Consider the following 25,147-nt stretch of genomic DNA (forward strand, 5'->3'; position numbering starts at 1 on the left):
TTGATCTCAAACGGTCGAGAATCAACAAGGGACTATATTGAATTAACTGTAAGATAGTAAAGGATTATATCTTTTGTAAATTAGATTAGACTTAACTAAAAAGTACTCATCAACTAATTTTGGAGTGAAAAATAATGGCTTTTATTGAAACAAACACTAATCACTATTTGTATTATGAAGAGTATGGACAAGGCACCCCTGTCATCTTTATTCATCCCCCTGGACTTGGCTATAAAGTATTCCAATATCAACACGAGTTATCCAAACATATGAGAGTCATCTTTCCAGATTTAAGTGGTCATGGAAGAAGCTCAAAACCTAAACAGCCTGTATCAATTTCTTTTTATGCAAACGAGTTAGTACGTTTTATGGATTCGCTGCATCTAGACAAGGTGATTATATGTGGTTACTCTGCTGGTTGTCTAATTGCTCAAGAGCTAGCTATTCATTATCGCCATCGAATTGAATTATTAATACTTTCAGGAGCTTATCCTATAGTAAGAGATGTACCTGGACGGCTATTACATAAAACAGGAATGTATATGGTAAAAGAACATCCGAATATACTAACAACAAGCCTTGCTATAAGTCATACTCGAGACAAAACATTAAGAAAGAATCTAGTTAGTTACATGAGGAAATCAGACCAGGAATCCTGGTATCAGTATTATAATCATTCATTACACTATAACTGTGTAGACAAGCTTCATCGCTTAACGATGCCTTTATTGTTTATATATGGTGGAAAAAAGGATTGGACTGCTCACTATATGAAAGAGTATAAAAATAAGTGTAAGCATGCTGAATTCTTTGTTTTACCCAATCAAGGTCACCAACTGCCTACCAAACAATGGACTCAGTTTAATGAGTTAATTACAGGATTTGTCTTAAATAGATCTCATTTATAAAACAAAGCGAAAAGCCCTTTCTTTAAGTGTTTTTTAACTATTATAAAATACATAACAAACAGAAAAAACTATTGATCTTAATCAGCGGTTCTTCTGTTTGTTGAAAGGTAGTTATAGTGGTAATCGTTCGTCTAGAGTAATTTGCTTAAAAGATTATAAATTAGAAAGCCTACTGATACGAAATGAATCAGTAGGCTTTTCCTTTAGCGTATTGTCCACTTGAAGCAATGGGATTAGAGAATCTCTTTCTACTTTACTCTTATAATCGGAAATGAAAAATGAAATATAACTGTTTTTTATAAAATGTAGTTTGGTTTTGATAAAACATTTACCTTAAATGTGCTAGATTTTCTCTTATATATTAATATAAATAAGTTTTCTTTAATATGTATGGAAAGTGACTATCTTATTAAAGGAGGAAAACAATGAATAGTAGCTTTACTCAAAATGCAATTTTTGAACATACATTTTGGATGCAAATTTTGAAAGACCATTCCCAATTTATCTTAGATGCCTTGGCTGAAAAAGAGCAAGAAGAAATCCAGGCGGCTAAAACTTTCATCCAAAATTTTAATAGTTTGTTAGAAGAAGTTAAAGCAGACCATAACAACCTAGAAAGCATTACAATGAAAGCTAAAGCTCAAACAATAGCACTCAAAGAATTTAAACTTTCCTTATTAAGAAAGCATTTAACAACTGACTTCACGATTCACCTTACACCTACTTTTCTAAACCATATGGTCAATGAGCTGGATGAGTATTTATTAATTCTTAGCTACTTAGAACAACAACAAATTCCACCCATCTTTCATGAGCTTCACCATCATTTGTTATGGATATTAGATGCTGCGGGACATGCTGGAGCTATTTCCGATAGTCTTGATGCAGTAGAAAAGCAACTAAAACAAAAGAGTATGCAATTTTCTACCCATTTTGAACATTTTTATCTGAAGGCTGTAGAATTAACTGGTTATTTAAGAACGAACCTTGAATCCTTTCCAGCATTAAAGAGAATGAACAAAGACGTCAAGTTAGAAATAGAGTTATTTCAAGTATTTCTTCATGAGATCGAAGAATTAGAACTATCGAACGAAATGCTTAGTACATTTTCTGCTTTAATGGCTGATCATATGATGAGGGAAGAATGCTACTATTTAACTAAGTTAGCACAATCAACCAATACTGCAAAACCACCTTGTGACCCTACGTCATCTCATTACAAATAGGTTCCAATTTTACCCTTTATATTTGTGAACGATTTAAACGGAGAAATATATCCGATTTTATAAGAAAAGCTATCCCTTTGATTATTTTACAAAAAGGATAGCTTTGAAATGCTTGACGATGGTTTGAGCATCTGCCACGTGCACTTATTAAAAAGTTAGTATGTATTATTATCCTGATTTCTGGAGTACTTTTACTGATTAACACACAAAGAAGTGAAAGATATAAAAGAAGAATATAAACCATTAAGAGAGCGATGATTAAAAAGCACCTAAAAAGAATCCTTTGCTGATTATAAACTGGCTCCCAATTGTTAGACACAGCCTGACAATTGGGAGCCAGTATTTAATCTTTATCTTTTAATTTAAGCTCTCTACTTCAGAATTCCAATTTCTATCTACATGGTTAAAATAGGCTTGTTCAAGAATTTGCATATAATCAGCCTCGGTAATTAAACGGACGTTACTTGACGATGAGTTGTTTTCCATGGCCAACCTTACAATACTCGGAAAGTCTTCTTTCTTTACACCCGCTAAATCTTTTAATTTAGGAATGTTTAATAATTCTGTTAAGTCTATAATTCCTTGAATTAATTTTCCAACAGCTACTTCGTCTGAATCTGAATCTTTAGCAAAGCTCATATACCTTGCTAATTTTGCGTGCAGCTGCTTATTCTCCGTAGAATTAAATCGTAATACGTATGGTAAAAATACTGCGTTAGCAACTCCATGCGGGGTATCATAAAGTCCTCCAAGCGCTTCTGCTAGGCAGTGTACTGAGGCAACATCTGCAGATCCAAAACAAAGGCCAGCTAAGAGACTTCCTTCCAGCATATCTTGACGAGCCGCTTCATTTTTACCATCGCGGAAAACGATAGGCAATGCCGAAACAATGGTTCTCATTGCTTGAGCCCCAAGCGCTTGTGAAATAGGATTTGTGACTTTACAGGTATAGCCTTCAATCGCATGAACTAATGCATCAATGCCAGTCGCAGCCGTAACAGAAGGAGGAAGACTTAATGTTAGTTCAGCATCAAGAATCGCCAAGACAGGCCTTAATGTACTATGTTTGAGCGTCATCTTTCGGTGTGTAGCTGCTTCCGTGATAACGGCAGAACGAGTAACTTCTGAGCCTGTACCTGAAGTAGTTGGAATACAAATAACTGGTGCAATGTTTGAATACAGAAGTCGACCGTCTGCATAGTCAGATGGTTCCCCGCCGTTTGGGCCGCACAGTGCGATAGCTTTTCCTGTGTCCATTGCACTTCCGCCACCAATGGCAACAACTGCATCTGCACCAAATTCACAAAATAATTTAGCACCTGCCAAACAATTTGTATCTCGAGGGTTCTGTTCAATTGAATCAAATACCGACACTCGATAACCAGAAGCCTCCAAGGCAGTTACAATTGGTGAAACTAATCCCGCACGAACTACACCAGGGTCACTAACGACTAAAATTGATGAACCAATATTTAAAGATGTTAGCATGTCTGGTAATTCTTTAGCTTTGCCCATCCCTACCTCGATTTGAGTAGAACAAAAATAGTTATAGGATTTCATTTCTATCTCTCCCTTTGTCTAAAATTAAATGCCTATCTTAAGAAGTACTAGCTTTTTAATTTCATAATAGCAAATGAATTTTAAAAATAAGCTTACTTATTCCATTCCGAAGCTAGTATACCCATAAAATATGTATCTACGTACTTCCCATCCACATAAGCATGATTTCTTAATTTCCCTTCGGTGACAAAACCAATTTTTTCATATAGTGCAATGGCCTGTTTGTTTATTCCTCTTGTAGTTAAATAGATTTTATTTAGACGAAGCTGTTTAAATCCTAAATCAATCATTTGCTCCATAGCCATTCGACCGTACCCGTGACCTCTAGATTCTGAAGATAGGAGAATTCCTATACTAGCTCTTCCATGTGCGTAGTCTATATCCTTCAGAAATACCCATCCAACTAATTCTTGTTCATCGCTTTCAATTCCTAAAATTAAATCGCTGTTCAATCTTTTCTTTTCTACTTCTTGTACTACTTCTTCATAAGTTAAAGGTGTTCTGCCTATCATTCGTATTGCCCGTTCATCATTTAACCATTTATGTAAGTATTGAATGTGAGTTGTTTCAAATGGGGTAAGGTGTATTCTTTTTGTACTCATTGATTTATCTACTCCTTCTAAAAAGTTAACCACAAACTATAATTCATTCCATACTTGATTCAATAAATATCGCTAGCGAAAGCAAATATACATTTCTGATTACAATATACTTAACAGTCAAATTGAAATAAGTAGATACATAATTGAATGAAACCATTAATCTGTTTAAATAGAACACTTTTGTATGTAATTCTGGAATCAATAAAAAAACCCTCTCTTACATTTTACGTATACTTAATCTTTGTCTTTAATTAGGGTTAATTTATCGGTTTGAGATATTAAATCAATTATCTTATTTCCTTTTTCATAATAAGTAGAGGCCCCTTCTCGGTTCCTTTCCTTCCACCCTTTTGATTTAATTACTAATTTATATCCTGACGGGATGCCGTTTTCTTCAGAAGCTTTAGACCAATCATATATGTTTACACGTTCTTTTCCTTTTACTAGCTTTGCATTTTTAGGGACAGGAAAACTGAAAAATTTATTAGATGGGATATAGGCAAAGAATGCAACAAAATAAAAAATCGCTGCTCCCATTAGTAGAATTGCTAAAACAGTCGTCACGGCTTTTTTCAACTTATTGCCTTTCTTTCAATGACATTTTTACAATGAGATGGATCTTATTGCATTAAGATTCCTTTTGTTTTAGATTTAAGCACCTTTTTGTACATTCGTCCTATATAGCTTTTTCAAACAGGAATAAAGAATACATTCGCTAATTATAAAGAGAAGAACGCTTATAAACGTAGTCGCTAAAAACTCAAAGATGTTAAGAATAGACATAGCGTGTCCCCACCACCAATATCTAAAATCCGTTCCGAACAAAACGAAATGAATAAAAAGAGAAATTGCCTGAACTTCTCCTACTGATCTATAAGAATTTATAATAAGTATTTTTCAAGTAAAGAAACTAATTATGAAAGATAGAATAATGAATACAGAATAAAGAGAACCAGCCAATAAGGCTTTCTGTGGGGAATGCATGGTAACCTCCTTTTATATTGATTATTTTACCATTAATTATAATTAAAGGAAGTTACCTTTTAAGGATTTGCACCTTAAAAAATATTTAAATAGAAAAAGAATCCTTTTGTAGCATCGTTGACACATTGTTTCTCAAAAAACAGGATTAATTTTCCTCTAATCTAAAGTTCTTACTTCTGACAAATCCCACTACCCCAATCCGATATAATATGAAGAAGGATTTTTACTTTTTAAGATAGAATAGTTTCTTAAAGAGTCATAAAGGAGTTGATTTCATGTCTAAACAAATAAAAGATAGAAAAGAAATAAAGCTTTTGGATTCTCAAATTTATTTATGTGATGAAATTAGAAAGTTGTTGAAGAAAAAAGAAAAAAGAAGTCTAGCCTTTGAACAAGAGTATACAGAACATGATATATTACACATTGCTTTAAACAGGTTAATGAGTGAGTTAATCTCTAGACATTAAAAACGTCACCTATCCTTTTTGATATTTTTCGAGATAGATAAGTTTCATATAAATAATAGACAGAATATTTCATTAATATCTTTATTTTGTAAACGCTTTCGTTTATACTAAGTATAGGTTGGATGGCATGAGTGGCTGTCATAGTATTTAGCGTAGGCGGGGCTGATACGAGGGAACAGGACATAGAAGAAATGTCCTTTTTTGTTTGGGCAACATTTCTTAGAAACTAGGAAATGTTATAAAATACTTTCAAACGCTTTTTTTACTTAGTGTGCCCTATCCAGTCTGGAAATTGAAAAAGACCACCTCTTCCCAGTTACAAGAGGTAGCATTTTTTAAAATTGAATTAACAGTAGTCGTTAGATAATACTTTATTGCATTTTAAGTAAGTTGCTTAATTTAAGAAACAGTATTTATAGACAACATATTCACCGCTTTTTCTAAGAGTAAAATATCTTCTTCAACCATTCTTTTCATATCATCGAGATCAAGTTGAATATATTCTTCTTTTAAACGTTCTAATTCCCTGACGAACAGGGATCCCGTATAGTACCTATAATTTGTCACTAAGATTTATCCCCTTTGTATGCTCTTAATAGATGTAATTCCCCTTTATTTAGATTAACAACCGATAAAAGCAAGATTTATAAAAAAAATCCTTCCCTGGTGTAGGCAAAGGATTTTTAACTTTATTGGAATAAGGAGAATAGGTTATTAATGTGGTTAGATTTTCAGTTTCATATACATACAACGTTTTATCGTTCTACTTTGATGTTAAATCAAATTTATCTTCTTTCCCATTCCATTTTATTGTCACATGAAAAGGAGCGTTGCTGCTTTGAGTCGCGCATCCGCTGCAGCTCCCATTTAAATTAATTTCCCCTTCTGTCTCGTCATCCGTACCTGACAATGTGCTTGTTTCCCCTTCTACAACATAAGAAACTTTTCCTACTTTCTCCTTGTCTTTTCCTTTATAGATGATACTGCCTTGCCCGTTTTGAGTATTCTCTCCTTTAGTTAAAAGATATAAAGCTTTCCAATGATCTCCTTCACCTTCGAAACGCACACTTTCTTCCTTGCTACCACAGCTGCTCAATACTAATAAAAGAATAGACATGAATCCTAAAAACAACAAATTTCTTTTCAATTTTGAATCCTCCTACACGGTAAAAAAGCAGCCATATATCCTATTGAGTAAATTTTTATTACTATCTGGCCTTTTTTTAAGTAATTTAAAGTGAGTTATTTTTCGATATGTTCTCCTGTTATCGGAATAAAACCATTTTTAAATAAAGCGTACCATTCTTCCAGTTCTTTACTCTTTAAAACATTTAATTTATTTAAAATGTCTTTCGAAAATTCTAATGCACCGCTTCCATTAGCTGTAATTAGACAGCCATCACTAACAGATTGTTTTTCTATATAATTTTCATCCCCTCGATAATTAGGTGCTCCTTCTTTCAAATAAGCTAATGAATTACCTGTATGTTTATTCTGATCAAGAAACCCATAGTTCCCTAAAAAGGTCGTTGCATCACAAATCGCTGCAACCGGAATGTTATGTTCAAAACAAAAGCTCACCAGTTTCTTTACCTGATGATTTTTCTTTTCTCTCCATCCCGTTCCCCCAGGTATAATTAACATCGCAAAGTCAAGTTTAAAAGGAAAGTCTTTTAGGCTGTAATCGGGAAGAACGGTCAATCCTCCCATCGAAGTTTTAGGGTGTTTGTCGATTGCCATTGTCTGAACTTGAAATCCTGTTCCCTGTTTATTTAACTCAGCTGTCACATAACTGGCTTCCCAATCAGCAAAACCATCTGTAATAAAGACCATCACTTTTTTCATACACATACCACCCCTAATTCTTGATTAGAAATATAACTAAGCACATGATCAATCACCTATTTTAATTTACCACTATATATATATAGTGTAAAATAAAACCAATATTAAACTATTACGTTTAAACACATCTATCTATAATTGAACAATGTTTCCATCTAAATCATGGTTTCTCTTCTTCTGTTAAAGGGAATTAAACCCTAAAAGTGAACCTTAAAAGGAGACCACCATGGTTACAATTGAATCAATCATAATAGGTATTGTTTTTATCCTCATTCAACTATACGCATTAACGATCGTCGAACGTTCTCCAATCGGGGAGAAAAAGCTGCTCTCATTATCAGGCGGTGTAGCTATTGCCTATGTATTTATTTATATCTTACCGACGCTTCACAAGAAACAAGAAGAGTTTGGAGGATCGCTAGCCCTTGATACTGAATTATATTTTCTTGGTCTTCTCGGCTTACTCGTCTATTTTTCTGTGTATTCATTTGCTCAGACAAAAGCAGCCACACACCTAACGGAACTGACCGTGTACATGGTACAGGCTAGTTTTTTTATGGTTTATTCTTTTATCATTTCTTATGTCGTATTTTCAACCGATGTTAAACGAGTTGAATCAGTATTCTACGGACTGGCTATCAGCCTTCATTTTATCGGGTGGTCTTACCATCTTGGAAAAAAACATCCGCGCTTACACAAAACTAGAGGCCGCTATATGCTGGCCGGAGCAACTTTTCTTGGGTCCATTCTGGGCGTCTTTGGACCTTCATCAGGACTGCTTATTGAATCTATGATTGCTTTTAGTTCAGGTGCAATGTTATTCAACGTGATCAGTAAAGAGCTCCCTTTTGAAAAGCATGCGCATTTGCCTACCTTTTTAATCTCATCTCTTATCTACGCGGCTACAATGATTTCGTTAAAAGCTTTTTTTAATTGGTAGTTGCGTGCGCGTGTTTTTACAAAATAAAAAGAGCAGCCTTAAAGGCTGCTCTTTTAAAATATGGTTTTTATTACTAGATATACTGCAGCAATCGATGCAAGAACGATAAGTACATTCAAAATACGATGTTGAGTAGCTAAGTGGCCTCGCTTCATTTCTGCACGAGTCAATGGTTTATTTTCATCGTGATTTCCACTCACTCCGTTACATCTCCTATCCTGTTTAGTTATTGGTTCTGCTAATTTAAGCAATAAGCTGATCTTTGTCAGCTGCTTCTTCCTTTTTTATCTTCCCTCTACATAAGATATAGAAAACACTAAACATAACAATCGACCAAATAAGATTAGCTCCTGGCTCAGTGTCAGCTACCTTAAACAAACTCGGTATAGATCCGAAAACAGAATCGTCCGTTGTAAGGAACAGAGCGAGAAACATGTTGTTGGCTGCGTGTGCGCCAATGGTAATTTCTAAGCTTTTTGTTTTAATCGCGATATATGTAAGAGCAAAACCAGCTACAATATAATCTAGTCCCACCAATATAATGGATTTATTCATTTCAGGATTAGCAAAATGACCTATTGAAAACATTAGTCCAACAATAATCGCAAGTAAAATGGGACGCTTCACTTTCTTACTCACCCATTGAAGAAGAAGTCCTCTAAAGAAAAGCTCCTCCGTTGTTGTTTGAATAGGTACTAACAAAAATGTAATAAGTATTAATAGTACATACTCTTTCACACTTACATGGTTCCATGAATAATCCGAATGGTTAAACACAACATCAATTAATTGTGAAACGATTAGTAACAGGCTAAAAGCTCCAAAAGACCATATTATTTTTTTACAATTTACACGTTTGTTAGCAGTGATTAATGATTTCATTCTTCGTTTGTGAATAAAACGAATCCCGATCCATAAACCAAAAATCCAGCATATGTACATAATATGAGACAACAGAAAATCAAGATTAGCATTGATTCCTACAGCTACTCCGCTATCAAAATCAACATATGATTTTCCGCTTTCATCAGCTGCAACCATTATCATATCAGCAATAATATATATAACTGATCCTAACAGCATAAACACAGAAGCAAGGATTATTGTACTTACATAACGCTTCCAGCTATTTTTTCCTTCTTCCACATTTAAATAGTTTTTCATTTCTTCTTACTCCCTCAGCCTTCTCTTCTCAATTGCATCGTTCTTCTCTACTTCGTTATTGTCTAGACAATGTAAAAATATATTAGGACCCGAAGTCCTGCAATCATTTTAACTACCGCCTGCTTTTCACCTTTGAAGATAAGGAAAGAGACTGACAATATTAAGAAATCACAACTCTACCCATTACCTGTTTATATAAAATTTAGCGTCTTAAAAGCCGTTAAAAAACAGCTTTTTCTAAAAGAAGACTCGACACCAAGTCATCGTTAACCTTTATATCTTGCTCATACGTGCCCGCATACACATAATTTTGAAGAAAATACTTGCTACTCAAGAATATATATCCTAGAACAACTAAAATAAATATTTTTTTCAACATCGTCCTCACCTTTTTATCTAAAGTTTTCCCCTCAAGGCTGCTACCACAACCGCTAAGAGCTTATCCATAAACAGCTTTTCATTTTTTTAAATTAGCTACCATTCTATCTAACATCGAAAAAATGATATAGGTTACAAATATATTACATCATTATTACAAATGTAACAATTACATTATAACGAAGAAAAAGAGGATAATCAATATGAAGTGTTTAGTAACACAAATAAAATTGCTAGATTACTATAATGCATCTAAATAAATCAAAACATTATGCAAAAGTGCACACGTTTTCTGGTAGGAATATTTAAATATTAAATAAAAGTGTTTTTAACTCTTTTCATCCCATTATGGACTGATATAGTATAATTTTGGATTTTAATTGAATTTTTGGTTTTATATTCTATAATAGTGAAGGTGAACTAAAGAGGCTGGTGAAAAAGGTGGATTTAATATGGTTGAATATGTTAGCGGTGCAAAGTACTAATGCCACAGTCCAGAAGTTTAGACCGTAACAAAAAAGCATAGAAAACAACTATATTATAGGACTTTAGAAGAAGGTGGAAATAAAATGATTTTTATACCTATATTATCTTTAATAATTGGTTTGTATCTGTTAGCTTCATAAGGGATAAAAATATAAAAGGAAAAACTAAAAAAGCTTTAGTTTTTTTAGCAGTAGCATCGGATATAGCAACTGATCCAGTGTTATCTTCAGGATTCCGGGTTATGCTTGGTGCTGTTTTATTAATAGCGGGATTTATTTTATTATAAGAAATAACCCTTAATAATTCATTGTATTTAGAAAGGTTCCTACCATCTTAAGTATTAAGTAATTGTTTTAATTCTTTTTTTAAGCTTTTATAATGCCAATGAATATGATCAAGTTCTATCTCTATTTCAATTAATTGTTCGATTAGCTTTTCTTGATTTAGTGAAAAACGAAGAGTTTCTCTAATTAAGCGATCAAGTTTATTACTGCTTTCGTAAATGTCGTTTAAATCAACTGCTAATTCCACATACTCTTTTTTTGAATCAAGTAAGGAAAACTTCTTTATTAGTTCATCTACAATGATCGGCTTCACTTTAACCGCTCCCTTTTAACCCTTATGTATTTTAGATATTTCCATCATCTATATTAGAATAGTTCACTTCCATAAATTTCTTCATTTGTTACATTATTGACTCATTTTACCATACAGCGTGTACCTTTTGTTCTACTTTATTTGTTTGGAGAAAGATATTTCAAATGCAGATCTTAATAAAACAGCACCTTGGATATTTTGAATTCAAATTACTCATAATACCGTTACATGTCTTTTGCCTAAAAGGAGCTAAGTAGCGATGAAACTGAAAAGAATAGTAAGCATCACCTTTTTATCAAGCGTTATCTTATTTTCGGGGCCTTTATCATTGGTCAATGCATCGGTAAATGATTCTAAAATGACTGTAAAAAATTCAGTGAAAGCAGAGCAGCCCAATATAAAGATTTTGGCCACTGGAGGTACGATTGCAGGCTCTTCTGAAAGCACCACAGACACCACTGGATATGAATCAGGAGCTCTTAACATTAAAAAAATTATCAAAGCTGTTCCTGAGTTGAAAAAAATAGCGAATGTAAGCGGAGAACAGGTCGTAAATATCGGAAGTCAAAATATAGATAACAGCATTTTGTTAAAGTTAGCGAAGCGAATTAATACATTATTAGCTTCTAAGGAGATTGATGGAATTGTCGTGACACACGGATCTGATACGATGGAGGAAACGGCTTACTTTCTAAATTTAGTAGTAAAGAGTGACAAACCTGTGGTTGTGGTTGGTTCAATGAGACCAGCTACCGCTATAAGTGCAGATGGACCGCTAAACTTGTATAATGCAGTGAAAATTGCTTCTACAAAAGAAGCACGAAATACCGGTGTTTTAGTAGCGCTCAACGATCGAATTGGTGCAGCTCGTTATATAACAAAAACACATACAACGGCAGTAGATACGTTTAAATCCCCTGAACAAGGATATGTAGGAGAAATAGCTGGAGATAAGGTAATATTTTATAACAAACCAACTCGCAAGCATACCACACAATCAATATTCGATGTATCAAAACTAGATAAGCTTCCTCAAGTAGACATCATATATGGGTATCAAAACGATTCTAGGAACTTTTATGACACAGCCGTAAAAGCTGGAGCAAAAGGAATCGTCGTTGCAGGAGCAGGAAATGGACTGCTATCCGATGCTGCCCTAACAGGTGCTAGAGATGCGGTAAAAAAAGGCATAGTTGTTGTTAGATCTAGCCGGGTAGGAAGCGGAGTTGTGACACATGAAGAATCAGATGATAAAGATACGTTTGTTACATCCGATTCGCTAAACCCACAAAAAGCCCGTATTCTTTTAATGCTTGCTTTAACGAAAACAAAGGACCCTAAAAAGATTCAAGAATATTTTAATGAGTATTAATCAAAAATATCTTTCATTCTCTATTTTGACTAAATTTTTTAAGAACAATTGGTAACGACAGCTTATAAGAAGGACATAAAGAGGTTGAGACATCACTAACATACTTTTGCCTCACCCTCTTTTAAAAATGAAAGAAACTATCAGCAGGTCCCTTATTCATTTCCCCAGTTCTTGCTTTCTATAATTAAATGATTTGATGTGTTGTCTAGTACACGCCATACCAAGGTCTTGCCTTCTATATCTTTTAACTCCATAATGCCCTCTAGCTTATTGGTATTCAGATGGACACGCCCCTCATCTATTCTTTGCGCACTTTTTAATCTTGTTCCAAATGTTGCAGGACTTTCTTCCGTTAGCTTTACAATGACATTTATCATACGTTCGTCAGAAACATAGTTTTTGCTGTTCTCATAGTTCTTAGCAGCAGGCTTAATAGCGTGTTCTAACCCAGTTTCGTATTGGCGCCAATCAACAATTAAAAAAACCGCAAATACTAAAGACACTGTGAGTAACAAACCGTAGGCAACATATCGTTTCATTTATTTTTGCTCCTTTCGCAGGAATAGGTTGTATCAGAAAATAGTATCGTTTCATTTAAAGAAATATTCCTTTTTTAGCATAAAAGAAGATATATTTTTTCTAGACCTTCCATGCTCAAATTACAAGAACCAAGAGAGATTTGTATACGGCTCATTTTTAGCTGCCATTATTACTTTACCATAAACTAAATTAAAAAAGGTTCCACTCATCAACGTTCAATGAGTGAAACCTTTTTTTGATTATCTGCTGCTAGCTGTGCCTCTGCTTTTTTGCAGATGAGCTTTGTGCCGTAGAGCTAACAGGCTACTTTGTTACAGAAATACTGCCGTTATGAGTGGCTAGTTTAATAATATTCTTTCCTTTTCCAATAACAGCGTCCCTATCATATTTATTTAGAATATCGACTTTTCCATTGTCCACGGAAACATTAAATTGAACGTTACTTGGTTCTTTTTCCGTCTTAATTTTAATCTTTCCATTGTTCGTTTTAAGGTCAATATCTCGATCAAGTTCTTCTGTTTCTAAAGCGATACTTCCATTATGCGTTTCGCCTTCTAAACTACCTTCCACGTTACTGAGCGTTATTTTCCCGTTATTTCCTTTTGCTTGAACCGTTTTTGCTGCAGCATTTTTTATGCTTGTAAATCCATTGTGTACGCTGGTGTTCAAGTTTTGTGAATCAATGTTCTCTAATTCTACACGTCCGTTGTTTGCACGAATGGAAACATCTGCTGCGCGTAATTTTTCAACAGACACATACCCATTGTTGCTGGAAATCCCCAATGAATTATATTGTTTTTCAGGCAGATAAACGTTGATAGATAGCGGTTTTAATACACTAACAATGTCAAAATTGACCCAGCTGCGCTGTTCTTCACTATAAAAGACAAAAAGCGTTGAATTTCTAACGTCAGTAGTGAAGTCTCTTTTTATATTAGGAGATGTTTCGCCTTTTAATGTTACTTTGATATTATCGCCTTTGATAGGGTATACATGAACACGAGTATTATCCGTATCGATGTTTACCTTTGATACTTGATTGCTTTTAATAACTTTCTCTTTTGAAATAGGTTCAGGATCAATAGCACGATACGTAAGGAGGCCTCCTATAATCCCAATAAGGATGAGAATACCTGCAAGAATGGAGAGTTTCTTTTTATTCAGCACGTTTTAAACCGCCTTTCACAAGTGATACATTGTATTTTAGATAACGTACAAAGCCTTTTATAGCTAGCTTCGTTACAACTAACATACCTAACATAATAAAATAGCCAATTCCGCAAAATGCTAAAGACATAAATAAATTAAAGAGAAAAAAGCCGCTCGAATGTACAATAGCCTCACCAAGAACTAGAATCGGAGATAGCAAGAAACATAGACCTATGGCCCAAGCTGACAAAATGAAGCCAGCTAATGCGACGGCGGGTCCAAGAACAATCACTACATTAAAAAAAGCTAAACCAATTACGGCCCACGTGGCTCTTAAGATATTTTGAGTTGTTGCCTTAGCTGTTGCTTGCTCAACATGGTAATCCGCCAGCAATTCTTTAGCTATTTGATTCGGAGAACCTAGCGACGCTACAATTTCTTCTTCTGTTTTTCCTTCTTCTAAGCCAATGGAAAAATGTTCTTCATAATCTTGTAAAATATCTGCCCGTTCTTTTGCGGATAATGGTTTTAAGGATTCATTTAATTGCTGTAAAAATTTACTCTTCGACATTGTTCACACCTTCTTTAATTAATTGATTAACACCTCTTGAAAACTCGTGCCATTCATCGACAAGCTTGTATAAATAATCTCTTCCTTTATCGGTAAGCTGATAATATTTCCTTGAGGGACCTTCTGTAGATTCTTTTAGGTACGTTGTGAAGTATTCTTCTTTTGTTAATCGGCGCAGAAGAGGATATACTGACCCTTCTGATATTTCAATTTGATCGGAGATTTTTTGAACTAATTCATATCCATAGCGGTCTTTTTTATCAAGCAACACAAGGACACAAAGCTCTAAAACTCCTTTTTTAAATTGTACGTTCACTGTTCTTCACCCTTTTCACAGTCCACTACTATTTATTGTATAGTACTGATTTATAATTTCTTCCTAATAATTACAATATATCACCAACTATTGTTTATTGCAAGGTACTGTTTAATATTTTTTAAATTTTAGCCATTTTTACAGTCGTAAGGTGTTTTTTATAAAGCAAGGTTCAACCTTCTTTTCTAATTAGCTTGTAGATAAAATTATTTTAACGTACCCAAAAGAAAAAGCAGCCTATAGCTATAGACTACACAGCAGCGATCATGCCAGGCTATTTTTCTTTTGCTTGTTGGATAAATAAAAAGAAAACCGTTATTTTACATTTTTAAATCATAAAAAACAGTCAATTTTATGACTGTTTTAAAGTAGAATGCTACAAAACATTTAAATCTCTAGGTGATGCATTACCTGTATAAACGATATTTTTTTATACATTAGTTTTTCATTCCCCCTACTGAGAAAACGTTGGTAAACCAATGCAGGCTTTCAAGATGTTATCGCCTCAAAACAGTGAACATTCACAAACTGAAGGTTTACAGCGTCTTTTATAGCCTGTTTCGAAAATAAAATGAATATGTACCGAACTATATTTTTGCTGATTTTAAAACCGTCGCCTGTTAATATCAGTATTTTAGATGATCCACCCTCTCACCCACTTAATTATGAATCCAGTCACTTGCAGCCTTAGACTATAGGTTTGTTTCAGCGTTGATATATAATTGTATTTATTTTTTACTTTGAGTAGATCTTCTTTGTTCAAACTTCTTCTCCTGATAGCGTTGATAGAACCAAATAGCAATAGCTAGCCAGCAACCACTAGCAAAATATCCTCCAATAACGTCGCTAGGATAATGTACACCTAAGTAAATACGACTAATACCTATTGCTACAATCATTGTAATGCTAATAACCATTAAAAGTGTCCGTCCCCAGCGAGCCGGAATATGACGCCAGATCAAGAATGAAAGGACGCCGTAAACAGCAAAGGCACTCATGGCATGTCCACTCGGAAAACTATAACCATTGATTTCGATTAATCGATGGAAATCAGGACGTGCACGATGAAAAATTAGTTTTAGCAGCTTATTGAGGATTGGAGACCCTACAATAATCGCGATAAATAAAATAAGCTCCGTTCGATGTTTTAATACTTTATAAAGAAAAAATAAACTAAAGAGAGAGATAACTGCAACGGATGGTGTAGAGCCAATGAAAGTAAAGCACTTCATAATAGTCGTTAAGCCAGGAGATTCGAATCCTTGAATAAACATTATAATAGAATGATCAAATGCCGCAATTTTTGATCCATTAATTAAAATAGCCATCCCACTAAAACAAACCAGAGACAACACGCTTAACATAAAAGCAAGTGTAAATTGAAATTTCAACTTCATACTAGATACCTCTAATTTCTGTCCTTTATCAAGCTACCTTTGTGAAGTGTGATAAAGTTTTTTTATTTTTAGATTTTGATGCTTCTTTGCTTTTAAACTTAGGAGCATTAAAAATAAAGAGCTTGTTTTATACCCACATTTACAAAGAGTTATCAAACAGAGGGAGTACAATTGTTACATTTGTTCCTTCGCCTTCTTTACTTTCGATGTTAATGGTGCCGTGGTACTTTTCAACCCATCGTTTGGCTATAGCCAGTCCTAAGCCAAGTCCCCCTTGCTTTCTGCTCCTTGCCTTATCCACTCGATAAAATCTATTTAAAATATAGGGTATATCTTCTTTTGGAATTCCAATTCCTTTATCCATTACTTTAAGAGATACCTTTTCATTGATTAGAGAACAGTCTATAACTACCTCTTTCTCTTCCTTCTTAGAATATTTGACTGCATTATCTAACAAAATGATTAATATTTGTTCTAGATGGCGAGAAGAAATATTCACATAAAGATTTTCATGAAAATGTTTTATTTTAAACTCATAATCGCTATACACTACTTCAAAATTTCTTACAACATGTTGGACAGTCGTCCATACGTTGATAGGTTCAACATCTACAGTGTTTATCAGACTATTTTCAGCTCGGGATAACTCTAATAATTCTTGCACCAGGTTCGTTAAACGCTCTACTTCTTTTAGGCTAGATCTCAAGGATTTATCTAATACTGCCGCATCATTTTTCCCCCAGCGATTTAACAATGTCAAATGGCCTTGAATAATGGCTAACGGAGTCCTTAATTCATGTGAAGCATCCTCTACGAACTGTTTTTGCTGTAAAAAGGAGTCTTCTAGGCTATCCATTAACTCATTAAATAAACTGCCTAATTGAGCAAACTCATCGTTTTTTTCATTAACTGGAACTCGTTCCTCAAGGCCATTTGTTTTTATTTTTTTCATCGTTAATGTTAACGCTTGAATGTTGGATAGTATTTTTTTTGCTAGAATGGTTCCACCTAGAATACTAAAGATTAGTGAGCCTACTCCTGCAGCAAGCATTAATAAAAAAATCTTATCCATAAAAGCATCGGACATCTCCATGTTTCTGACAATTTCAACAGTTCCAGTGAAGTTGGCGGTGACAATTGGAGAACGAAGAACAAGTAGACGTTCATCATGATTTCGAATCACTTTATACTCTTGGTGTTTTACCGTTTTTGGTTGTTGCCAGGTTGGTGAAACATTATTTGTGGTACTAGTTATGACGTTTCCTTTCCTATCAAGAATACGAATCAACTGATTTTTTTCATTAATTTTTGATAAGTACCCTTCACTGTTTTTAATTTGGTTCAAAGATAAAGGTTCATCATCAGATTGAATAAAAGCGAGAACTTCTTTTAATTGATGAATACCATTTTGCTTCTCATAATTTAAAATACTGTTATCAATCACAAGATATTGAAAGAGGTTATAAGAAAGAAAAAGAAAAAATAAAAACATGGAAGACCATAGAGTTATCTTCCACCTTATAGGTAAGTCTTTCATATATTTTATCCATTTTCTCATTTAAACATCACGCATCACGTATCCAACCCCTCTGATGGTCTGAATATATAACTCTTTATCCTCTGCACTTAATTTGTTTCTTAGGTATCTAACATATACATCTACAACATTCGTTTCAACAACTGAATCGTATCCCCACACTTGCTCTAGGAGTATATCTCTTGTCAATACTTTATTAATGTTACGCATAAAAATGGCTAGAAGTTCAAATTCCTTATTCGTGAGTTCAATCAGATTTTTTTCTTTTATCACTATTCTTGATTCCATATCAAGCTCAATCTCTTTAAATGCTAATATTCGTTTTTGATCCAGTATCTTGTTGTTCTCTTGGCGTCTAAAAATGACTCGCATCCTTGCAAATAACTCTTCGATCGCAAATGGCTTAGACAAATAATCATCAGCGCCATTATCAAGACCCATTACTCTGTCCATAACACTATCCTTGGCCGTTAACATAATAACAGGGGTATTCTTAGTTGTTCTTAGCCTTCTACATACTTCGATTCCATTTAGTCCGGGCATCATTAAATCAAGTAATATAATGTCATAATCCTGCTTGGTTGCTTTATCTAAACCAGTACGACCATCGTAAGCTATGTCAACTAAATATCCTTCATATTTTAGTTCTAATTCTAAAAATTCTACTAATCCTTCTTCATCCTCTACAATTAGTACCTTTTGCATATAAAGTACTCTCCTTTGTTTAAAAATTAAAAACGTAAAAACTTCTTCTACAAATGAATATGAATACTAATACTATATCCCTCAATTTCGAAAGATAATAAGAAAAAATATGAAATAAGTTTTCTATGACTTTCTTCTTTATAGGCTTTTCTTCAATTTATCAAATAAAAATTAGATTTGAATAAAAAAGAGATTAAGAATAAATGAATTTATTTCTTAATCTTCTTTAATGAATCATATAAAGTTGCTTTCCTTGTTCCTTTAACTTTCTTTAATACTGTATCCTATACCTCGAACAGTCTCAATAAGTGAGGGACTAAATCCTTCTTCAATTTTCTTTCTCAAATAACTTATATAAACATCAAGTATATTTGTATCTCCTTCGTATTCATATCCCCATACATTTAGTAAGATTCCTTCACGAGTAACCGTCTTATTTTTATGGATGACTAAGTAAATTAATAAATCATACTCTTTAGGGGTTAAGCTGATTTTTTGCCCAGCTCTAGTTACTTCTCTTGATTCAGTATTTATAACCATATCTTTAATTAATAATAACGAGTCTTTTTCTACCTTATTCCTAATAACAAGGTGCTTATAACGTAGTAAAGAACGTATTCGAGCCAGCAATTCTTCAGTTTTAAATGGTTTAGTTATATAATCATTTGCGCCCTGATCTAACCCCAGTATTTTGTCTAGAGTTGAATTGCGAGCTGTCAAAAGAATAATAGGCACGTAATTTTCTCTCTTTCTTACTTTACGCAAGACCTCTATACCACTCATTTCCGGTAGCATAATGTCAAGTAAAATTAAATCAAACATATTTGATAAGGCCATTTCGAGACCATCTCTTCCATTGTTTTTAATTTTCACTTGGTAACCTTCATGTTCAAGTTCCATTTTTAATATATTTCCTATTTCTACTTCATCTTCCACAATTAAAATACTTTCTTTCATCTAACTAACCCCTTTTTTCAATCTCTATATTTTTGCTTTCCATATCGATCGCTCTTTCCAATAATAAAGAGAAGTGTATAGCTATCACAAACCAACATCTCAGTGGACAATAAGAAATTTTAAGTGCTGAACATAAAAATATAAGGTAAAAGACTTCTATTTCTATTAAGGTATGATATCAAATTCCCTACCCATTGTTCCGTGCTTTAATAACAATTACTTCACTAATATCATTAAAGTTGGATGAGGGTTTCACAACGGCCAATTGCGTTAGTCCATATTCATCAGGCTTTACTTTGATGACTTTTCCTAAGGCTAATTCCCCTTGAAAGATCGAGCTGATAGGAGAGGTTTGAACTTTATCTCCTACATTAACCTCAGCCTCACTAGGGATGTTTCTAATAATTAAATTACCTTTTTTATCATCGTAGCCTTCTAATGTTCCATTCACGCTTTTCCTATCCTTTAACATTACCGCCATACGATTTGTCCTAAGGTTTGAGCTAATTAGTTCTACAATAGAGGTTGACGAAAAAACTTTCGATACCTTCCCAATAACTCCATTTGTTCCAAGCACATTCATGTCTACTTTCATCCCCTGCTTCTTTCCCTTGTCAATTGTTATTTCATTGTTCCAATTATTCGTTGAGCGGCCAATTACAGTAGCTGTTAAAGGGTTATAGGCTTTCACCTTATCTTCTGCTTTTAAAATTTCTTTTAATACTTTATTTTCATATTCCCACTTATAAGCATTTGCTTCCTCCTGGTTTTCAGTGGCTAGCTTATTCTTTAAGATAGAGTTTTCTTTGTAAGTGGAAAATAATTGACTCACTTGTTGAGGTACACTCCAAGAAAGCTTGTCTAAAGAAGGTAAGCTACCTTTGTACAAGGTTCCAACAAAAATAAGTCCTCCTACAGTAAGAATCCCTCCTATCAAAATATATGTATGTCTTTTCTTCTTTCTTTGAAAACGTATCAAAATGGCACCTTCCTACCAATAGTCATGCTATTTATAATATTACTAGCTGTTTCTTAAAAATTTCTTAAGTATCATCATCTTTGACCTCTTAACAACTGTTCAACGTTCTCCTTCTTTTAATGAATTGTACTTATTTTCTAGTTTCAAAAGCTGAAGGCATAACGTTATGTTTAAAAAACTTGGCTCACATAATTTAAATTTAATACTGTGTAATGAAATTTAAATGAAATTAAAATGAGAATTCGATAAAAAATAAATATTTTATTTTTATAAAAACATCATGGTGCAACAGAGTTGATAAAACATTTAATTAAAACATTAATAAAAAGTTTTTTATAAAAATCTCATTAAATTCTTATTTATTTTTCATTTTGATTTTAGAAAAAGACTGTACAGTTTGAATTGCAGCGATGAAGCTTTTAAAGAATTTCTTTAAGAAAAACGTTAGGCAAGTGTGCCGTTTATTTAAGAGAATAAACAGTTAGCACAAGAAGGAGAGAAAAATTAAAAATGCAAGCATCTTCGCCAATGAATAAAATTGCACAAATTACACTTGTTTTTTGGATTATGAAGATTTCTGCTACGACACTGGGTGAAACCGCAGGTGACTTATTAGCACAAACATTAGGAGTTGGATATGCAGTTAGTACGCTGATCTTTTTTAGCATATTTTTAATTACACTTGGAGCTCAACTAAGCTCTAAGAGGTATATTCCGGCCCTTTATTGGACTGTTATTCTGTCAACTAGCGTAGCTGGCACAACTATGTCTGATTTTATGGATCGTACACTGGCATTAGGTTACGCAAAAGGCTCGATGATATTAATCACTATATTGTTGTCGATATTTGCATATTGGTATTTTAGCGAGCGTTCATTAAATATCAATTATATTAGAAGCCGCAAGGCTGAAGTACTTTATTGGATTGCCATCCTTTTCTCAAACACATTAGGTACAGCTTTAGGAGATTTTTTGTCTGATACGTCTGGCCTTGGATATATAGGTGGAGCTATTTTAATCGGCAGCTTACTAGCATTCATCGTTATATGTACCTACTATACAAAGATTTCTCGTGTATTTTTATTTTGGATAGCATTCGTTTTGACTCGCCCTTTCGGAGCAACATTTGGAGATCTTTTGACAAAGCCACATGAAAAAGGTGGTTTAGACTTGGGTACGACAGGCTCTTCTCTAGTCCTAGCTTCTATTCTTATTGCCTTTATGATTTATACGACATTTAAACAAAATAACGTAAGCTCAGAACAAGCGCTGTAGGTTTTCTTTTTTATTTAATACATTATAAAATTCATAAAAAGAAATAATCTAATGAAGTGACTGATTGCATGAATTCCCTCTTTTTCGCACATACTCGTAGCGAGGTGGTGTTTATGGTTAATCAATTAGAAATTCTTAGCCAGCATGTCAATGATAAACAATACGATTACTGGCTTCATCACGATTTATTTAGTATTCAATGGTGGCTAATTGTAATTCTAAGTGCGCTCTTTCTATTCGTTTTTTATCTGCTCATTGACCGACAGCGAATGGTATTTATTCTCTTAGTATTTTTCATTAGCTTTGTTTTAGTCGGTACTGTGGATGAATTCGGGAAGTTCTTTGGGAAGTGGAGCTACCCTCACCAATTCTTAATCTTTACCCATCGGTTTAATTCCGTTGATTTTGCAGTTATCCCGATTATTCTTACATTAGTATACCAATTCTTTAGCAAATGGAAGTTCTATTGGATCGCTTCTCTTATTGCTTCCGCTTTTATTGCTTTTATTGGAGTTCCTATATTTACTTTTTTCCATTTGTATGATTTGAATCATTGGAATACATGGAAGGCATTTATAACCGTCTACCCCATTGGATTGTTCATCAAAGTTATTAGTGATTTTGTCTACTCTAGTCAACAAAAGTAGCATATTTCTTAATGACTGTTGCTCTATATGAATAAATGAATAGCAGAAAGATATACTATATATTAAACCCAAACAAGTAGGCTCCTCTCCTAAAACAAACGACTAATATGAATGTTAGTCGTTTGTTTTATTTCCTGTATGTACAATATTCTATGGAGATTGCAGACACAAAAAAAGCTCACCTTAAAAGGTCAGCCTAAATAGGGGAGTTTTATAGAAAATGTTGTATTGCATTACTGATATATATACTAGCATCTAATAGTGAAAAATTGATGAAATGTTCGTCACACTTATCTTTTAAAAATTTCTTCTTTTAAAAATGAAATCTACGTTTTAAGCTCTCACTATAAAAGCATGAACTCGTGACAGTCCACGCTTTTATACATCTATATTCCATTAAGATCTATGAAAGTTAACCGGTCTATAATCATCGCTTACTCGTTCAATCCCGCTCTTTTTCGCTTCGTCTCTTTTATTTTCAATAGCTACCCGTATTAGATATGCAGCTATGCAAATTTCTCATTATTAGTTATCGATGAATCTTCCATCCATTCAAGGCTTTAGCCGTATCCGCGGTAAAATGGCCAATGATTTCACTTTTCCCGCTGTCCATAGCAGTAATTGCGGCTATGTCTTCCTCACTTAAAGTGAAATCCCAGACGTCAAAGTTTTCCGCAATACGTTCTTTGCGAACAGATTTTGGAATGGTCACAACACCGCGTTGAATATGCCAGCGCAAAATAACTTGTGCGACTGTTTTTCCGTATTTCGCCCCAATACCGGAAAGTAATTCATTTTGAAAGATATTATTCTGGCCTTCTGCAAATCTTACAGGTGTAAAATTTTTAAAACAATGTGGAATGACAGTAGAAGACATTAAAACCTATGTAAATTTGTGTTTAGAAGGTGGAAGTACCATCCGTGAGCGCTATGAGATCATTTTAAAGCAAAAAGAGATCGCTCAAGCTCAGTTAGAGGAAGCGAAAAAAACTGTAAAATATATGGAAGAGAAAGTAAATCACTATCTTGACATTATGAACGGTTTATCTCCAGATGATACGAATCCTGGCGAATGGGAGCTGCTATATAATAAACCATTCCAAGGATCTTAACATCACCTCTATATCAGCAGCAAAAAGGCGTATCTATCATACCGCATAGATACGCCCTTTTACTATCCTCGTTTTTCAACTTTCACTCTATTTAACATGTCCCGGGCAATTACAGCTGTTTTACTCCACTTGTTTGAGCTAGACCGATGCCCTGTTAGTTTCGAATGTGTGAAAATTCCTCCTGCAGTTCTTTTAAAAACGCAGCCGCCGCAGCTGAAAGAACATGATGCTTTTTCCACACAATATTTAAACCTGATTCAAGTCTTGGCTGTAACGGCCTGAAACAAAGGTTGCTAGTAGTAGATGTATTGACTATTTTATCAAGTGTTATGGCATATCCAACGCCTTCTTCAACCATAATGCCCGCATTATATGCAAGATTGTATGTAGTGACGATGTTTAATTTATGAAAATCTTCGCCAAACCAATCCGCAAATTCATTTTTTGAAAACGTCTGTTTCATGGCCTGTCGTGAACAAATCAGTGGAACGTTTACTAAATCCGCAGCTTGAATGCTTTCTTTGACGGCAAGAGAGCTGTCTTTTTTCATAACGACGCCCCAAACATCTTTGGCAGGCATATTAAGATAATTGTATTTTGAAATATCGGCCGGCTGAATTAAAATACCGAAATCAAGCAGACCCTTGTCTAGCCGTTCTGTTATATCTTCTTCGTTTCCGCTGTAAAGGTGATATCGTATATTGGGATAACGTACCTGTACATCTTTTGCTACTCGTGCAATGTGTTTCATAGCTTCAGTTTCCCCGCCGCCTATATAGACATCACCACCTATTGTTTCTTCCATCGAACTAAATTCCGCCTCTAATTTATCCATCATATTAACGATTTCCTCTGCCCTGTTTCGCAGAAGCATTCCTTCATCTGTCAGAATGATACTGTGACTGCTGCGAATAAATAGTTTTTTACCTAACTCTTGTTCAAGATCTTTTAATTGTCTCGACAAAGTTGGCTGTGTCACATGCAAAAAATCAGCAGCTCTCGTGATGTTTCCTTCTCTTGCAACCGTAAGAAAATAGCGCAAAACTCGAACTTCCATATACCGCTTCTCCTTTCACAAGCTTTAGTATATACATCCCAGAAATGCTTATCAAGCATATCATGATATAAGATATAAGTATTTTCTATATTTAAAAGGAGCCATTAGAATAAATAGCAACGAAGTTCATATCACGAAAGCACCATTTTTAATTATTCAAAATTGAAAGGAGCTTAAAATGAAAAAATTTTTATGTCTGTCTTCTATCTTAGTAACAAGCCTTTGCCTCTCTGCTTGCAGCAACAATAATTCATCTGCAGCGGACAGAGATCATAATGCAAGTAATCCTTCAAACCAAGCACCAGAACAACCAAAAAAGATTCTATTTCAGCTACAAGAATCAAATTAACGTTTAACGATAAAGAAGTCTTGATTA

At 34.1% G+C, this 25,147-nt stretch carries 29 protein-coding genes; 9 read left to right on the top strand and 20 right to left on the bottom strand.

The window, feature by feature from the left end:
• Positions 1 to 134 precede the first annotated feature (134 nt).
• Together OK414_RS19500 and OK414_RS19505 are read left to right on the top strand one after the other, a co-directional pair.
• Entirely contained in the window at positions 135 to 908 is a 774-nt protein-coding gene (locus OK414_RS19500) for an alpha/beta fold hydrolase (protein ID WP_034649813.1), read from the top strand.
• 425 nt (positions 909 to 1,333) lie between these two features.
• Positions 1,334 to 2,134, top strand: coding sequence for a DUF2935 domain-containing protein (locus OK414_RS19505; protein WP_205661785.1), 801 nt, complete (start codon positions 1,334 to 1,336; stop codon positions 2,132 to 2,134).
• A 357-nt stretch (positions 2,135 to 2,491) separates the two neighbouring features.
• Here the strand turns inward: OK414_RS19505 and OK414_RS19510 are convergent, their stop codons facing one another.
• From OK414_RS19510 to OK414_RS19520, 3 genes are all read right to left on the bottom strand, one after another.
• Positions 2,492 to 3,694 carry an iron-containing alcohol dehydrogenase gene (locus OK414_RS19510; RefSeq protein ID WP_034649808.1) on the bottom strand — a complete coding sequence of 401 codons (1,203 nt, stop codon included), beginning with the start codon at positions 3,692 to 3,694 and terminating at the stop codon, positions 2,492 to 2,494.
• A gap of 92 nt (positions 3,695 to 3,786) precedes the next feature.
• Positions 3,787 to 4,296: a GNAT family N-acetyltransferase gene (locus tag OK414_RS19515; RefSeq protein WP_047933132.1), complete on the bottom strand. Its 510-nt coding sequence runs from the start codon at positions 4,294 to 4,296 to the stop codon at positions 3,787 to 3,789.
• Positions 4,297 to 4,530: 234 nt separating this feature from the next.
• Positions 4,531 to 4,872: a hypothetical protein gene (locus OK414_RS19520; protein ID WP_205661787.1), complete on the bottom strand. Its 342-nt coding sequence runs from the start codon at positions 4,870 to 4,872 to the stop codon at positions 4,531 to 4,533.
• 683 nt (positions 4,873 to 5,555) lie between these two features.
• On the opposite strand from OK414_RS19520, the gene OK414_RS19525 reads away from it, so the two are divergent.
• A complete protein-coding gene (locus OK414_RS19525; protein WP_016766338.1) occupies positions 5,556 to 5,747 on the top strand; it encodes a hypothetical protein in 192 nt (63 codons plus the stop codon).
• 399 nt (positions 5,748 to 6,146) lie between these two features.
• On the opposite strand, the gene OK414_RS19530 is transcribed toward OK414_RS19525, so the two are convergent.
• The 3 genes from OK414_RS19530 to OK414_RS19540 form a co-directional block, all read right to left on the bottom strand.
• Positions 6,147 to 6,314 (bottom strand): hypothetical protein, encoded by a 168-nt coding sequence (locus OK414_RS19530; protein WP_165572880.1) that lies wholly within the window; start codon positions 6,312 to 6,314, stop codon positions 6,147 to 6,149.
• A gap of 196 nt (positions 6,315 to 6,510) precedes the next feature.
• Entirely contained in the window at positions 6,511 to 6,894 is a 384-nt protein-coding gene (locus OK414_RS19535; protein ID WP_205661788.1) for a hypothetical protein, read from the bottom strand.
• A 95-nt stretch (positions 6,895 to 6,989) separates the two neighbouring features.
• Positions 6,990 to 7,592: a type 1 glutamine amidotransferase family protein gene (locus tag OK414_RS19540; protein WP_013084414.1), complete on the bottom strand. Its 603-nt coding sequence runs from the start codon at positions 7,590 to 7,592 to the stop codon at positions 6,990 to 6,992.
• Between the two features lie 226 nt (positions 7,593 to 7,818).
• Here OK414_RS19540 and OK414_RS19545 point away from each other — a divergent pair, with 226 nt between their 5' ends.
• Positions 7,819 to 8,532 (top strand): hypothetical protein, encoded by a 714-nt coding sequence (locus tag OK414_RS19545; RefSeq protein WP_016766342.1) that lies wholly within the window; start codon positions 7,819 to 7,821, stop codon positions 8,530 to 8,532.
• Between the two features lie 53 nt (positions 8,533 to 8,585).
• Here the strand turns inward: OK414_RS19545 and OK414_RS19550 are convergent, their stop codons facing one another.
• From OK414_RS19550 to OK414_RS19560, 3 genes are all read right to left on the bottom strand, one after another.
• Positions 8,586 to 8,732 carry a hypothetical protein gene (locus tag OK414_RS19550; RefSeq protein WP_016766343.1) on the bottom strand — a complete coding sequence of 49 codons (147 nt, stop codon included), beginning with the start codon at positions 8,730 to 8,732 and terminating at the stop codon, positions 8,586 to 8,588.
• Between the two features lie 43 nt (positions 8,733 to 8,775).
• Complete coding sequence (locus OK414_RS19555; protein ID WP_263044953.1) at positions 8,776 to 9,696, bottom strand: CPBP family intramembrane glutamic endopeptidase; 921 nt, start codon at positions 9,694 to 9,696, stop codon at positions 8,776 to 8,778.
• Positions 9,697 to 10,893: 1,197 nt separating this feature from the next.
• Complete coding sequence (locus tag OK414_RS19560; RefSeq protein WP_013084420.1) at positions 10,894 to 11,157, bottom strand: hypothetical protein; 264 nt, start codon at positions 11,155 to 11,157, stop codon at positions 10,894 to 10,896.
• A gap of 259 nt (positions 11,158 to 11,416) precedes the next feature.
• On the opposite strand from OK414_RS19560, the gene OK414_RS19565 reads away from it, so the two are divergent.
• Positions 11,417 to 12,529 carry a type II asparaginase gene (locus tag OK414_RS19565; RefSeq protein ID WP_205661789.1) on the top strand — a complete coding sequence of 371 codons (1,113 nt, stop codon included), beginning with the start codon at positions 11,417 to 11,419 and terminating at the stop codon, positions 12,527 to 12,529.
• 152 nt (positions 12,530 to 12,681) lie between these two features.
• Here the strand turns inward: OK414_RS19565 and OK414_RS19570 are convergent, their stop codons facing one another.
• The 9 genes from OK414_RS19570 to mreC all read right to left on the bottom strand — a co-directional run bounded on the left by OK414_RS19570 (position 12,682) and on the right by mreC (position 20,680).
• Positions 12,682 to 13,068 (bottom strand): hypothetical protein, encoded by a 387-nt coding sequence (locus OK414_RS19570; protein ID WP_034649794.1) that lies wholly within the window; start codon positions 13,066 to 13,068, stop codon positions 12,682 to 12,684.
• A 304-nt stretch (positions 13,069 to 13,372) separates the two neighbouring features.
• On the bottom strand, positions 13,373 to 14,236 hold the full coding sequence (locus OK414_RS19575; protein WP_095378539.1) for a DUF4097 family beta strand repeat-containing protein: 864 nt from the start codon (positions 14,234 to 14,236) through the stop codon (positions 13,373 to 13,375).
• Positions 14,226 to 14,789, bottom strand: a complete 564-nt coding sequence (locus OK414_RS19580) for an HAAS signaling domain-containing protein (RefSeq protein ID WP_095378541.1) — start codon at positions 14,787 to 14,789, stop codon at positions 14,226 to 14,228. Before OK414_RS19580 ends, OK414_RS19575 begins: the two co-directional genes overlap by 11 nt.
• Entirely contained in the window at positions 14,776 to 15,105 is a 330-nt protein-coding gene (locus OK414_RS19585; RefSeq protein ID WP_034649788.1) for a PadR family transcriptional regulator, read from the bottom strand. The genes OK414_RS19580 and OK414_RS19585 overlap by 14 nt, the downstream gene beginning before the upstream one ends.
• 728 nt (positions 15,106 to 15,833) lie before the next feature.
• Positions 15,834 to 16,502 carry a phosphatase PAP2 family protein gene (locus OK414_RS19590; protein ID WP_095378542.1) on the bottom strand — a complete coding sequence of 223 codons (669 nt, stop codon included), beginning with the start codon at positions 16,500 to 16,502 and terminating at the stop codon, positions 15,834 to 15,836.
• Positions 16,503 to 16,641: 139 nt separating this feature from the next.
• Entirely contained in the window at positions 16,642 to 18,060 is a 1,419-nt protein-coding gene (locus OK414_RS19595) for a HAMP domain-containing histidine kinase (RefSeq protein ID WP_263044954.1), read from the bottom strand.
• Entirely contained in the window at positions 18,061 to 18,744 is a 684-nt protein-coding gene (locus OK414_RS19600) for a response regulator transcription factor (protein ID WP_205661791.1), read from the bottom strand. It lies immediately after the preceding gene.
• A gap of 261 nt (positions 18,745 to 19,005) precedes the next feature.
• The gene (locus OK414_RS19605) at positions 19,006 to 19,701 is read right to left on the bottom strand and encodes a response regulator transcription factor (RefSeq protein ID WP_095378548.1); all 696 of its coding nucleotides are present in this window, start codon (positions 19,699 to 19,701) and stop codon (positions 19,006 to 19,008) included.
• 187 nt (positions 19,702 to 19,888) lie between these two features.
• Positions 19,889 to 20,680, bottom strand: a complete 792-nt coding sequence (gene mreC / locus OK414_RS19610; RefSeq protein ID WP_170943765.1) for a rod shape-determining protein MreC — start codon at positions 20,678 to 20,680, stop codon at positions 19,889 to 19,891.
• A gap of 510 nt (positions 20,681 to 21,190) precedes the next feature.
• On the opposite strand from mreC, the gene OK414_RS19615 reads away from it, so the two are divergent.
• Together OK414_RS19615 and OK414_RS19620 are read left to right on the top strand one after the other, a co-directional pair.
• Positions 21,191 to 21,955, top strand: a complete 765-nt coding sequence (locus OK414_RS19615; RefSeq protein WP_234943459.1) for a hypothetical protein — start codon at positions 21,191 to 21,193, stop codon at positions 21,953 to 21,955.
• A gap of 113 nt (positions 21,956 to 22,068) precedes the next feature.
• Positions 22,069 to 22,602, top strand: a complete 534-nt coding sequence (locus tag OK414_RS19620) for a hypothetical protein (protein ID WP_095378553.1) — start codon at positions 22,069 to 22,071, stop codon at positions 22,600 to 22,602.
• A gap of 529 nt (positions 22,603 to 23,131) precedes the next feature.
• Here the strand turns inward: OK414_RS19620 and OK414_RS19625 are convergent.
• Positions 23,132 to 23,479, bottom strand: coding sequence for an aldo/keto reductase (locus OK414_RS19625; RefSeq protein ID WP_205661792.1), 348 nt, complete (start codon positions 23,477 to 23,479; stop codon positions 23,132 to 23,134).
• Here OK414_RS19625 and OK414_RS19630 point away from each other — a divergent pair.
• Entirely contained in the window at positions 23,463 to 23,714 is a 252-nt protein-coding gene (locus tag OK414_RS19630) for a hypothetical protein (protein WP_141235302.1), read from the top strand. The genes OK414_RS19625 and OK414_RS19630 overlap by 17 nt on opposite strands.
• Positions 23,715 to 23,868: 154 nt before the next feature.
• Here OK414_RS19630 and OK414_RS19635 read toward each other — a convergent pair whose 3' ends face one another.
• Entirely contained in the window at positions 23,869 to 24,771 is a 903-nt protein-coding gene (locus OK414_RS19635; RefSeq protein ID WP_205661793.1) for a LysR family transcriptional regulator, read from the bottom strand.
• Between the two features lie 178 nt (positions 24,772 to 24,949).
• Here OK414_RS19635 and OK414_RS19640 point away from each other — a divergent pair, with 178 nt between their 5' ends.
• Positions 24,950 to 25,120, top strand: coding sequence for a hypothetical protein (locus tag OK414_RS19640; protein WP_234943460.1), 171 nt, complete (start codon positions 24,950 to 24,952; stop codon positions 25,118 to 25,120).
• The last annotated feature ends 27 nt before the right edge of the window (positions 25,121 to 25,147 follow it).

This window comes from Priestia sp. JV24, from assembly GCF_025910025.1.
Lineage (GTDB): Bacteria > Bacillota > Bacilli > Bacillales > Bacillaceae_H > Priestia > Priestia megaterium.